The following is a 12,254-nucleotide window of genomic DNA, read 5'->3' as shown; positions in this document are numbered from 1 at the left end:
TCACCCATGCTGCTGCGAGCATGCCACGGCCCGCTGCAGGCCAGACGTGAGGGCATGCAGCCACGCAGGTCGAAACGCGCGCGGCCGGCATCGATCACGCCTGCCCGGCCCCACGGCGCAGTGCTGGCCACTGCCGGTACGTCATCGCACGCCACAGCCATTCCATCGGACCAAAGCGGAAACAGCGCAGCCACAGATGGCTGAAGATCACCTGCGCTGCAAACAGCAGCAATGCCAACAGCAGCTGCCAAGCCCGCGGCAGCACGTCGAACCATCCCAGCCCGTAGTGATAGAACAGCAGCGTGCAGACCACCGATTGGGCAAGGTAGTGGGTCAACGCCATCCGACCGACCGGCGCCAGCCACCCCATGCGCGCGCGCCAGTGCACGATCCAGGCCAGGTAGCCCAGGCACATCGGCACACCGCCCACGGCCACCAGTGCCATTGCCGCAGTGGTCGGCAGGTCATAGACACCCGGCGCCAGATACGGCTTCCACAACACACCTGCCAGGGTGGCCAGCAGGCCCAGCGGCAATGCGATCCAGCGCAGGCCGGCATACAACCGCGGAAAACGCTCCGGCGCGGTCAATGCGCCGCTGCCGGCGAACCAGGCACCCAACAGGAACATGCCCAGCACTTCGGGCCCGGAAATGAACATGCCACCCAGCGACGCGCCGAACTCATGCAGGCGCTGCACGTTGGCCTGCATCCAGTCACCCTGGCCGTACACCAGACGTTGCTGGTCGATGCCCTGCTGCGCGTCGACCAGCATCTTCTGCAGGTCCTGCGGGGTGGCCATCGACACCATCGCGCCGACCAGCAGCATCAGCGCAACACCCAGCGCATACACCAGCAACCCCATCCAGGGCAGCCAGCTGCGCGGTGCCTCACGGCAGGCCAGCAATGGCAGCGAGGCCAGCGCATACAGCACCAGGATGTCGCCCGACCAGACCAGCAGTGCATGGCACAGGCCGATCAGCAGCAGCCCGGCGCTGCGGCGCAGGTAAAACGGAGTGAACTGGCGGCCCGCCGCCTCGGCGCGCTGGGCCATCACCGCAAAGCCCGCCCCGAACAGCAGCGAGAACAGGGTGAAGAATTTTCCCTGCACGAACACATAGACGAAGGCATCGGCCCAGTAGTCGATGCCCTGCCAATGCGCGTCGATGCCCGTAAAGGCCAGGTCCAGCGGCCCGCTGAGGGCCTCGATGTTCATCAGCAGGATGCCCAGCAGGGCGAAGCCACGCAGTATGTCCAGCACGGCGATGCGTTCGCCGGAAGCCACCGGTTGCAGGGAAGGGGAAGCGGTGTTCACGGGGCATCCGGCGTGCAGGTCCGTCATTATGCCGCCGGCCTGCGGGCCATGGACGACCCCGCCCTGTTCCAGATACGCAACGGCCCGCCGAAGCGGGCCGTTGCTGCCATCACGATCGCGGTGCGATCAGTGCTGGTGACCACCGTCGCCGTGGACGTGGCCGTGTTCGAGCTCTTCCTTGCCGGCTTCGCGCACGTCGACGATCTCGACGTCGAAATGCAGGTCCTTGCCGGCCATCGGATGGTTCAGGTCGACGTCGACCACGCTCATGCCGACCTTCTGCACGGTCACGGCACGCGGGCCGAAGTTGGTCTGCAGCACGACCTGCTGGCCCGGGACCAGCTTGGCGGTACCGAAGTGCTTCTTCGGCACGCGCTGGGACAGGCCATCACGGCGCTCGCCGTAGGCATCGGCCGCCTTGACGTCGACGTCGAAGGTCGCGCCGGCTTCCTTGTCCATCATGGCGTTTTCCAGGCCCGGAATGATGTTGCCGTGGCCGATCAGGATCGCCAGCGGCTCGCCGCGGTCCTTGGACGATTCGATCGGCTCCTGGCCGGCCTCGGAGACGGTGTAGTGGAAGCGGACAACGCGGTCTTTTTCGATCTTCATGCGCAACTCTGTCTGGATCTGCCGGAGGCAGGCGGGTTGGGGCGGGTTGTCGCCCGGCGGGGACGCCGCCATCATGACGGCCAATCCAAGGTCGCGCATTATCCGGAGAACATGCACATCACGCCAGTTTCGTCCGGCACGCGCCGGCTCCTCGCGCCCGCCCTGCTGCTGGCCCTGCCCCTGCTGCTGACCGCCTGCGGCGGCGGCAAGGCCGTCCGTTCCGCACCGCCGCCGCCTACGGCCAGCTGGCCCAGCACCACGCCGGACAACCCCGAGGCCGCCAATTCAGTGCTGATGCGCGCCATCAGCCTGGTCGGCACGCCCTATCGCTACGGCGGCAACACGCCCGAATCCGGCTTCGACTGCAGCGGCCTGGTCGCTTACGTCTACCGTGAAATGCTGGACCTGAAGCTGCCGCGGACCTCACGCGACCTGGCGGCGGTACAGGGGCCGAAGATCGACCCGAAGCGCCTGGCAACCGGCGATCTGGTCTTTTTTGGCAGTCGCGGCAGTGTCAGCCACGTCGGTATCTACGTGGGCGAAGGTCGATTCGTGCACGCCCCGAGCACCGGCGGAACGGTCCGCCTGGATTCCCTCAGTGGCCCCTATTGGAAGGACCACTACACAGGGGCGAAACGCGTCCTTCGCTAAAATGAACAGGCGATATGTTCAAAACTGTGACAAGCATCACGACGCAAATAACGATTCATTAACGGAATTTTTAACTTATTACTGCTTTTACAGGGCATGATGCCCCATCGTTTTTTTCCTTGTGACCGACGCGTGACGACAAACGACCCGACGTGCCAAGGCCAGACCGCCGCTTCTTCGCGTAGTGTCCGCCCGCTTCTGCTGGGCCTGGCATTGTGTCTGACCAGCCTTCCCGCCTGGTCGCAGTCCGCTCCCACCCGTACCGATGCGACCCCGGCTGCCACCGCCGAGACCGCCCCCCGCGCAGCCGCCAAGGCCGACGCCACCGCTCCGCAGCGCAGCCGCGCCGATGCCGCCGCCAGCGCCACCCTGGCCGCCCTGCTGCCGCACCTGGCCGCCAATGACACCATTCCCCTGATGGACCGCTCGGCCATGGTGGCCGGTGACCTCAGCCGCCTCCTCGCCAATTACGACACCAGCAGCGCCGCCAATGGCAGCGTCGTGGTCGGCAACGCTGCCGACAACGGCAAGGTACAGTCGTTGCTGCGCCGGGCCATGACCCTGCTCGGCACCCCGTACCGTTGGGGCGGCAGCAATCCGGACAGCGGCTTCGACTGCAGTGGCCTGGTCGGTTACGTGTTCCGCTCGGCCCTGGGCATCGAGCTGCCGCGCGTCTCGCGCGAAATGGCGCATGACGCCAATGCCGAACTGATCAACGACCGCGCCGCCCTGGCTGCAGGCGATCTGGTGTTCTTCGGCCGCAAGGGCCGGGTCGACCACGTCGGCATCTATGTGGGCGATGGCCGCTTCCTGCACGCTCCGAGCACCGGTAAGGACGTCCGCGTCGACACCCTGCTCACCGGCTACTGGGGCAACAAGTTCATGCAGGCCCGCCGGGTCGACCTCTGATCCGGGGTCATCTGCGCATTGCCTGAAAAGCCGCTGCCCTGCAGCGGCTTTTTCATTGGGCGGCTGGCCGTAACCGGGGCCGCTGGCCGCTGGCCGCCGCTTGCTGCGTTGGTCCTTGATGTCAAGGTTGCAGTGACCGCGACAGGCCGACCGTGTTCGGCCACAGCATCCCGGCGCGGGGCGGCGCGCCGGGTGCCCGGCTGGGCCGCCCGTGTTGCCTGGGGGAAAGGAATGGCGGCAAGCCTGGAGATTCCATCGCGTTGCGCAATCTGGTTCGGCCAACCGCAGGCAGCCGAGCGTGGTGCGCTGGCGGCGGCCGGTTGGCAACTGCGCTGCGTCAGCCCTGCCCCTGCCATGGCCATCGGCCTGCGCGGCCGCGACCACCTGGTGGCCATCGTCGATCTGCGTCACCTTGATGCCGACGCCGTGCAGCTGCTGCTGCCATGGATCGAGCGGCATCACCACCTGCCCTGGCTCGCCGTGCTGCCCCCTGGACTGGGCAGCGCTCCGCCCGCGTGGGGACCGCTGCTGCGCGCGTGCCGCGACCAGTTCGCGCTGCCGCTGGAACTGCACGATCTGCTGTCGGCAATGCAGCGGCAATCCGAGGGCGACGACGCGTTGCCGCACATGGTCCGCGAGTCCGGCAACCTGCCGGCGCTGATCGGCGACAGCACCGCCCTGCTGTCGGTGCGCGCCTCCCTGCATAAATTCGCTCCGGTCGACCTGCCGGTGCTGGTCACCGGCGAGACCGGCACCGGCAAGGAGCTGGCCGCACAGGCGCTGCATGCCTTGTCCGGCCGTGCCGGCAAGCCGTTCCTGGCGATCAACTGCGGCGCGATCCCTGCCAATCTGGTGCAGTCCGAACTGTTCGGCCACGAGCGTGGGGCCTTCACCGGTGCCGCCCAACGCCGCATCGGTCTGTTTGAAAGTGCCCACGGCGGCACCGTGTTCCTCGATGAAGTCGGCGACCTGCCCGCCGACGCACAGACCAGCCTGCTGCGGGTGCTGCAGGAGGGGACGCTGGAACGGGTCGGCAGCAACCAGCCGCTGCGTGTGGACGTGCGCGTACTGGCAGCCACCCACGTCGAACTCGAACAGGCGGTGGCCCAGGGCCACTTCCGCCGGGACCTTTACTACCGCCTCAATGTTCTGCGCTTGCCGATGCCCGCGCTACGCGAACGTGGCAGCGATGTCCTGCTGTTGGCCGAGCACTTCCTGCGCGGCTTCCGCCAGCGCCACCCCGGCCGCGCACGCGGGTTTGATCCCGGTGCACGCCAGGCCATGCGCGGGTTCGACTGGCCCGGCAACGTACGTGAGTTGTTGAACCGCGTGCAGCGGGCAGCGATCGTGGCCGAAGGCGAGCTGATCAACGCCGCTGACCTGGACCTGGCAGAGCCGGACGCCCCTGCGCGGCGCGCGCTGCTGCAGGATGCGCGTGGCCAGGTGGAGCGCGATGTACTGCTGCAGGCCCTGCGCCAGCATGGCTACAACGTGTCGGCGTGTGCGCGGCACATGCAGATCTCGCGGGTCACGATATACCGGTTGTGCCGCAAGCATCATCTGGAACTGCCGGCGCAGCGCTGACAACGCAGGCCCCTGCGCAGCCGGGCATGCACCGACACCGGCAAAGCGCGGCCATGCAGCGCCGCGCCATGCCGGGCTGCCGCGCTTACAACATGTACGGCACCTTGAATGCCAGCGTGAAGTCCGGCGCATCCGGGGTGAGGCCGATCCCCAGCAGCGTCACCAGCGTGGTGTGCTGGTTCAACGCGTAGGTCACGCCGAGATTGAGCGAGGCCGCATTGGCATCGCTGCCGATCACCTTCACCCATTCACCGCCCTTGAACCGGGTCGAGGCGCGCGTGCTGATCTTGTCGCTGAAGGAGATGCTCAGGCTGGTGCGCTCGTTGAACGCGAATGCCACGCCGGCACCGAAGTACACCGAACCGCCCAGTTTCACATCGCCGGGATTGACCGTATCCGGGTTGCTGTCGATATCGCTGAAACCGCGCGGGAACGAATGGATGTAGCCGGCGTTGGCGAACAGGATCGCCGGATCGGCGGTCTTCACCATCGATACGCCCAGGTTGGCCTGCCACACGCCGTTGCCGGTCGGCTGTTCCTGCGGCACCGCGAAGCGGATGTAGTCATCGTCATCGCGCTCGATTACTTTCCAGTCCAGCCCATAGGGTGCGCGGCCCGTTGGTGCGGTAACGCCACCGGTCAGCACTGTCTCCGGGCGCCAGCCGCGTTCGGAGAACAGCCGGTAGTTGGCACTCAGGCTGACATCGCCGATGCCGCTGCCGTTGGTTTCTTCCTGCGCGATCGCCGCCGCGGCACCGCCGGCACCGCCCTTCTGGTAGACCGTGCGCCGTGCCAGGTACGGCACGTCCATGTTCAAGGTGAGGTTGGGGCTGACGCCCCAGCGCGCGGCCAGGTTGTAGGTCAACGAATCGGATTCGACGTTCTCGATCGCGATGTTGCCAAGGAAGATCGCATCCAGGGCGAGGAACCCGTTGAGCGTGAGCTGCTTGCGGTCGTAGCGTGCATAGGTGAGGCCGTTTTCGATGGTGAACCGGCGCGAGAACAATGCCGCCTGCTGCTGCTTGACGTCATCCACGCTGCGCCGGGCCTCCTGCTTGGCCTGCTGTGCCTCGGCCGCGCTGCTGGCATAGCCTTCGCTGCTGGGCGGTACGGCGGATGCCGCAGCCGGCGCCAACGGCGCAGCGGGCGTCGCACCGGGGCCTGCGCGACCACTCAGCCGCGCCTGCATCGCCTGCACCTGCATGTCCAGTTCGCGCAGGCGTCGTACCTCCTGTGCGTAATTGGCCTTGAGCTGTTCCAGTTGCGCGATCAATGCCTGCATGTCGGCGCCATCACTGGGCGCAGGCTGCTGGGCGAAGGCAGTGGCCGCCAGCGCCGCCAGCGCCAGCGGAGTAAGCCGGTAGAGAGTGTGCATGTCGGTGACCTGCGTTGTACGTCGGTTCCCCCCGACCAGGCCGTGTTACTGGCCTGGGCCCATGCCGCGGTTCATCCCGATCGCCTGGGCCACGTTCTGGCTCAAGGGCAGGTTGTTGGCCGCGGTATTGCGTACCAGCTCCAGCTGCAGCCGGTTGCTGGCGGTCTGTCCATCGCCGGCCAGGGCAATGCCCTGCCCCACGCTGCCATTGCGGATCCACTGCTGTACCAGGCTCTGCCCATCAACCTGCAGCAGCAGGCGCGCCTGGTTGCCATCGAGCATGGCGGTGGCAGTAGCCCCGCCCTGCTGTGCCTGTGCAATGCGGCTGCCGTCATCGCCCAGTGCGGTCGGCACCGCGCCGTCACGCACGGTCAGGGTGGTCACGTTGCGTGCGGTGTTGCCATCGCCGGCCACCTGCACGCTCTGCACCAGTCCGCTGGCATTGGCCAGGCCGGTACTGTCGATGCTGCGCCCTGCCGTTGCCGGCAACGGTGCGTCAGCGGCGGTAACCTGCACGCTTGGCTGGAAGCTCAGCTTGGGGGTGCCGCCATTGCGGAAATCCATGCCCAGGGTCAGCGCGCCCTGCACCACTGCACCGTTGGGTCCCTGCCACTGCGAAATCATCGTCACCCCGAACCAGGCCACGTTGTTGCCGCCAACGGTGTAGCGGCCGCGCATCAGGTTCAGTTCGGGATCGGGTATTTCCTTCAGGCCTCGCCCCGGTGCACCGTCTGCCGCCATCAACGGCGACACCGGCAACATCAGCAGCAGAGCGAGTACTACACGTTGGCATTGCATGATCGTGCCTCCTTCAGAACAGGTCGGCGTGGCTGAAGCCGAAGTCGACCAGTTCGGCATCGGTGATCGGTCCCTGCCGCGCATACAACGCGCGGGCACTGGGCCGTTCGCTGGGTTGCAGCAGCACCGTATTGCGATCGAAGTCGCTGCCGATCACGACGAAAACGGCGCGTGACGGCCAGGCGGCACTGAACTCGGCCAGTGACAGGCTGCGGTTGCCCAGGATCGGATCGGCCACTTCCACCACCCCGTCGCGCACCTGCTTGAGCACGACGAAATGCCGGAAGCCGCGTACATCCATCAGCACCAGTCCAGGAACCCGCAACGTGCGCAGGCGCGATTCATCGATGCGATAACCGCGTCCACGCATGCCCAGCGATTCGACATAGCGTTTGATGTCCAGCAGTGAAAAACCGCGTTCCTTGACCAGCTGTGGATCCGATACCCCCATCATTCCCTCGATCACCGTCGCCTCGGTGGTGTCCAGGTGGTAGGCATAACGCAGGATGGTGGCCAGAGCGGCCGCCCCGCAGCTGTAGTCGGTGTGCTGCCGCACCAGGTTGCGATAACGCCGCTCCTGCATGCTTTCCACCTTCTGCTGCAGCAGCGCGCCATTGGGCAGCACCCCGCTGAACACCACCTCGCCTGCCCAGCCACATGCGCTGGTCAGCAGCAGCAGGCAGGGCAGCAGACGCAACCACCAGCGATGACCGGCCATGCCGTTCTCCACGAGAAGGAAGGAGCCCCTGCCCCAAGGGGGAGGAGGGACAGGGGCCCCCGGGGGAACCCGGCCATTGGCGGATGGCCGGGCTTGTTGCGCTCAACGCAGGTTCGCTGCGAAAGCGGTCACACCGTGGATCACTCGCCGCCGCCGGTCCCACCGCCGGTGCTCGGCTGCGCCACGGCCAATGCCAGGCTGTTGGCCTGCAGGTTGCCGGTACCCGATGCCACGTTCACGCCGATGTTGCCGGATGCGCCGGAGAACGCGCTGCCGGACAGTGCCGAGGTGTTGGTCGCATTGACGTTCACCCAGCGGGTGGTGCTGACCGTGCCGCTGAGGCTGGCATACAGGTCGGCCACGCCCAGCTCGACGAACTGGCTGGTGCCGCTTTCACGCGTATCGAAGCCCAGGCCACCCACTCCCGGCCGGTTCGGGTTCATCGTTGCATTCTGGATCTCGTTGTCCAGATCGATGTGCCCGGTCGCATTGCCACCCGGATGCGGCAGATCGCCACTCCACGAATCGAGGTAGTAGTTGGCCATCTGGTAGGCATTGCCGGTGCCGCGATAGGTACCGGCCCCCACGGCCAGGGTACCGCCTGCGACGCGACCGCTCAGGCCGACCTGCACCGTATCGGTGTAGGACTGCACGAAGCCGGCGTTGGACACGGTGTTGCCGGTGGACACCTGGTTGGAGCTGATGCTCGACTGTGCCATCGCACTGGTTGCCACCGAGGCTGCGAGCGCGTTCTTCTGCTCGTTGTTGTTGCCTGAGGCGATGTTCACGCCGATGTTGCCCGAGGCACCGCCGAAGGCATTGCCACCGAGTCCGGCGGCGTTGGTGACGCCGGAGTTCATGGTGGTGTTGCCGAAGCCGGCCTGGTTGACGAACACCTCGGCGTCGGCCATGCCGAAGCTGAAGGAAGCATCCGCAGCGGACAGCGACGCAGCATTGTCCTGCGCGTTGTTGTCGCCGGCCACCACGTTGAAGCCGAGGTTGCCGGAGGCACCCGCACCGACATCATCGGCGATCGATGCACTGTTGGTGACCAGGCTGTTGCCGGTGAGGTTGTTGCTGATCGACTGGCGGTTGTCGATCACGGCGATGGCTGCCGAATCCAGGTCGATGTCACCGGTGATGGTCGGATCGCCGGAGAAGTTGATGTCCGAGCTCAGCCGCAGATCCTTCTCCAGGTTCACGTCGACGCCGTGGTTGTTCTTTTCCTTGCGCTCGTCGGCCTGGATGTTGCTGTTCTTCTGCACCTGCTCGTTGACGTTCACCGTGCGGGTACGGCTCACGTTCGAGGTGTCGGTGTTGTTGCGTACCGTGGTGTTGGTGCGGGTCCAGTTGCGGACTTCGTTGTCGGTATGGTTGTGCGTGTCGTTGCGGGTTTCGGTCACGACATGGTTGTGGTTGATGTTCGCATTGGCATTCTGGTTGTCCCAGCCATTGGCCGCAGCAGCGGTCGAGGCAGTGGCAATTGCCATGGCGAGTACGGTCTTTTTGACAGTCGCTTTCATGGTGCCCTCTCTCTCATCAGGTGATTGGTTCGGGTGGGTGGTACTCACGGGTTGCCCTGCACGACCAGGCCCAGAACATTGGCCGTATCGTTTCGCGCTCCCGCGATCTGATTGAGTTGCAGGACACCGTCGAAGCCCCGCAGTGCCGTCGACGAAACGCCGACACTGCGGATACCCGCCGCAACACCGTCACCGGTATCGCCCTGCCCCCCTGCTGACGCGATGTCCGAGGCGGCCAACGCCGTGTCATCGGACTCGCGTATTCCTTGCCGGGCCAGCGTCGCGCTGACGACGTTGAGCGTCGTGTTGGCGATGCCGCTGGCCTGGTTGATCGATGCAATGCCGCTGGCGCCTGCCAAGGCCTGTCCGGCGATGTGCGCGCTGGCTTCCAGTGGTGCCGAAAGCACGACGTCGTTGCTGTGCTGCTGGCGCGCAGCGATGGCCACGTCGGCGCGGTCGCCGCTGGCCATACCATGCAGATTGGCCTGGATGTTGAGATCGCCCGCCGCCTGGTTGATGGCGATGGCACCACTGGCACCGGCCAGCGCGCGACCGTCGATGCGGGTCACGTCGAGGTAGGCCAGCATCCCGCTGTAGTCGTCGGCCAGTGCTGTGGCGGGCAATGCCAGCCAGGCCGCCAGCAGCATTGCGCGCTTCACTTGCCACCCGCCTGCGCCGGAGCGCCCAACGGGAACTGCGACAGTGCGCCACGCACGGTATCGCCGATGCCGCGCGTGGTATTGCCGACCGCCCCCAGCGGGCCGCTCATCGCACCGCTGAGGCTGCTGCCGCTCATCATCCCCTCGCCCGAGCGTCCAAGGGTTCCGCCCAGGGCCTGCTGCGTCACCCGCTCGACAGTGGTGACGCCGTGCGCGTGCACGCTGCCGGTCTGGCCAGCGCCGAGGCCGGCGTAGTCGTCATCGCTGAGTTCATCCATGCCGCTGGCAGCGCCGCTGCTGCCGAGTGCGGCGGCGATCTCATGCTGCGGTTTCGGATCGGCGATCAATGCCACGCCGGGCGGCGCCATGCGGTAGGCCGGGCGCGTAGACACGTCGCGCAGCAGGACGATCTCACCCGGCTGCGCCTTCACCCCTTGACGGGCACCCGAGGCCGCAGCCGCCAGCGGAATGGCCAGCATCAGCAGCAGCGCAAGCCGCCGGCCAGAAACAGTGAAAAGGGTGGTGCTGCCGTCCATGCCGCTCTCCCGTTGCATATGCGCAGGGAGAGAGCAGCTTTCGTGCCAACACCGGAAGTCCGTCGCAGCGGGGGTTTGACGGGTAACACCGCGGCGGCGTGACGCCACAGTGTTACAACTTCGTTCGGATTCCGTTCGCCTTAACGCGCAGGAAACACCACTGCGCAAGGCGCCATCGGGGCTGTATCAGTAGTGTTACAGGTACTGATACAGCGCGTTGCAGTGCCGCTTCAGGCGCGCGGCGGACTCGGGTCGGGATCATCGATGCCGACGTTGGTGGACGGGTTGTCGTACACCGACTGGTCGAGCAGGCCGGTTTCCTTGGCCACCAGCACCGGCACCAGCATCTGTCCGGTCACGTTGGTCATCGTGCGCATCATGTCCAGGATGCGGTCGATCGCATACAGGTAACCGATGGTTTCCAGCGGCAGGTTGGCCGCGCTCAGCACCACCGTTGCCATGATCACCGCCGTACCCGGCACGCCGGCGGTACCGAAGCTGCCCAGCACCGAAGCAATCAGCACCACCACGTACTGCTCCGGCGTCAGCGGCACACCGCTGTACTGGGCGATGAACACCGCGCACAGCGCCGGATAGATCGCACCGCAGCCGTCCATCTTGATGCTCGCGCCCAGCGGCACCGCGAACGAACCGTAGTCCTTGTTCACGCCCAGGTTGTGGGTGATCGAGCGCAGCGCGACCGGCATCGCCGCGAAGCTGGAGGAACTGACGAAGGCCACCTGCATGCCCGGCGCCGCGCCACGGAAGAACTTCAGCGGGTTCAGGCCATGCGCCAGCAGCAGCGCGCTGTACACCACCACGATATGCAGCGCGCAGGCCACGTACAGCGCCAGCACGAAGTGGCCCAGCGGCAGCAGCTTCTCGAAGCCGTAGCTGCCGACCAGGCCGGCAATCAGGCCGAAGGTGCCGATCGGGGTGACTTCCAGCACGAAGCGGGTCACCTGGATCATGATGTCGCTCATCTGCCCGACCAGCTTGCGCGCCTCGGTCACCTTCTCGCCAAGCTTGACGATGGCAAAGCCGACCAGGCCAGCGAAGAAGATCACCGGCAGGATCGAACCACGGCCCGCGGCCAGCACGGTCTCGCCGGCGGCGTTGACCTTGGTGCCGATACCGGACAGCGCGTAGAACACGTTGGATGGCACCACATCCAGCAGCACCTGCACCACGCTGGGCACTTCGCGCGGCACATAGTTGCTGGCCATCGACAGCTGCAGGCCACCGGCGCCGGGCTGCAGCACCGTACCCACGCCCAGGCCCACGCATACCGCCAGCGCGGCAGTGATCACGAACCACAGGAAGGTGCGCCCGCTGAGCGCGGCGACCGATTTCTGGCCGTGCAGTGAAGAGATCGCGTTGATGACCGCGAAGAACACCAGCGGCACCGCGATCATCTTGATCAGCGTGACGTACAGCTCGCCGAGCGGGCCGAACCAGGTTTCAGCAGCCGGGCCAAGCGCCCAGCCGGCCAGCGCACCGAGCACGAAGCCACCGACCACGCGCTGCCAGAATGGAATCCGCAGCCAGGCAGAGACCAGCTTCATAGGCAATCCAAGGGG

Annotated in this window: 12 protein-coding genes; 3 read left to right on the top strand and 9 right to left on the bottom strand. The window is 66.2% G+C overall.

Going from position 1 to position 12,254, the window contains the following annotated elements; all coding sequences use genetic code 11:
• Window positions 1-94 precede the first annotated feature (94 nt).
• Both ABIA73_RS07075 and ABIA73_RS07070 read right to left on the bottom strand, forming a co-directional pair.
• On the bottom strand, window positions 95-1,339 hold the full coding sequence (locus tag ABIA73_RS07075) for a DUF418 domain-containing protein (RefSeq protein ID WP_105164448.1): 1,245 nt from the start codon (window positions 1,337-1,339) through the stop codon (window positions 95-97).
• 99 nt (window positions 1,340-1,438) lie between these two features.
• Complete coding sequence (locus ABIA73_RS07070) at window positions 1,439-1,921, bottom strand: FKBP-type peptidyl-prolyl cis-trans isomerase (RefSeq protein ID WP_025876084.1); 483 nt, start codon at window positions 1,919-1,921, stop codon at window positions 1,439-1,441.
• Window positions 1,922-2,032: 111 nt separating this feature from the next.
• Here ABIA73_RS07070 and ABIA73_RS07065 point away from each other — a divergent pair, with 111 nt between their 5' ends.
• The 3 genes from ABIA73_RS07065 to ABIA73_RS07055 all read left to right on the top strand — a co-directional run bounded on the left by ABIA73_RS07065 (window position 2,033) and on the right by ABIA73_RS07055 (window position 5,065).
• Window positions 2,033-2,572 carry a C40 family peptidase gene (locus ABIA73_RS07065; RefSeq protein WP_059064751.1) on the top strand — a complete coding sequence of 180 codons (540 nt, stop codon included), beginning with the start codon at window positions 2,033-2,035 and terminating at the stop codon, window positions 2,570-2,572.
• Window positions 2,573-2,704: 132 nt separating this feature from the next.
• Window positions 2,705-3,481, top strand: coding sequence for a C40 family peptidase (locus tag ABIA73_RS07060; RefSeq protein WP_033831682.1), 777 nt, complete (start codon window positions 2,705-2,707; stop codon window positions 3,479-3,481).
• Between the two features lie 231 nt (window positions 3,482-3,712).
• Entirely contained in the window at window positions 3,713-5,065 is a 1,353-nt protein-coding gene (locus tag ABIA73_RS07055; protein WP_033831683.1) for a sigma-54 interaction domain-containing protein, read from the top strand.
• 85 nt (window positions 5,066-5,150) lie between these two features.
• Here the strand turns inward: ABIA73_RS07055 and ABIA73_RS07050 are convergent, their stop codons facing one another.
• The 7 genes from ABIA73_RS07050 to ABIA73_RS07020 all read right to left on the bottom strand — a co-directional run bounded on the left by ABIA73_RS07050 (window position 5,151) and on the right by ABIA73_RS07020 (window position 12,239).
• On the bottom strand, window positions 5,151-6,440 hold the full coding sequence (locus tag ABIA73_RS07050; RefSeq protein ID WP_033831684.1) for a transporter: 1,290 nt from the start codon (window positions 6,438-6,440) through the stop codon (window positions 5,151-5,153).
• Window positions 6,441-6,485: 45 nt separating this feature from the next.
• A complete protein-coding gene (locus ABIA73_RS07045) occupies window positions 6,486-7,238 on the bottom strand; it encodes a hypothetical protein (RefSeq protein ID WP_354275583.1) in 753 nt (250 codons plus the stop codon).
• Window positions 7,239-7,251: 13 nt separating this feature from the next.
• Window positions 7,252-7,956: a C39 family peptidase gene (locus tag ABIA73_RS07040; protein ID WP_025876073.1), complete on the bottom strand. Its 705-nt coding sequence runs from the start codon at window positions 7,954-7,956 to the stop codon at window positions 7,252-7,254.
• 140 nt (window positions 7,957-8,096) lie between these two features.
• Window positions 8,097-9,479, bottom strand: a complete 1,383-nt coding sequence (locus tag ABIA73_RS07035; RefSeq protein ID WP_025876071.1) for a FapB/FapC family functional amyloid domain-containing protein — start codon at window positions 9,477-9,479, stop codon at window positions 8,097-8,099.
• 44 nt (window positions 9,480-9,523) lie between these two features.
• On the bottom strand, window positions 9,524-10,126 hold the full coding sequence (locus ABIA73_RS07030) for a FapB/FapC family functional amyloid domain-containing protein (RefSeq protein ID WP_051501624.1): 603 nt from the start codon (window positions 10,124-10,126) through the stop codon (window positions 9,524-9,526).
• An 8-nt stretch (window positions 10,127-10,134) separates the two neighbouring features.
• Complete coding sequence (locus ABIA73_RS07025; RefSeq protein WP_354275582.1) at window positions 10,135-10,674, bottom strand: FapA family amyloid fibril periplasmic chaperone; 540 nt, start codon at window positions 10,672-10,674, stop codon at window positions 10,135-10,137.
• 230 nt (window positions 10,675-10,904) lie between these two features.
• Complete coding sequence (locus ABIA73_RS07020; protein WP_117310959.1) at window positions 10,905-12,239, bottom strand: dicarboxylate/amino acid:cation symporter; 1,335 nt, start codon at window positions 12,237-12,239, stop codon at window positions 10,905-10,907.
• Window positions 12,240-12,254 lie beyond the last annotated feature (15 nt).

The sequence above is a fragment of the Stenotrophomonas sp. 2694 genome (assembly GCF_040548715.1).
GTDB classification, from domain to species: Bacteria; Pseudomonadota; Gammaproteobacteria; order Xanthomonadales; family Xanthomonadaceae; genus Stenotrophomonas; species Stenotrophomonas indicatrix.
Note: the sequence above shows the minus strand (reverse complement) of the source record. Positions and strands in the feature narration are given on the sequence as shown.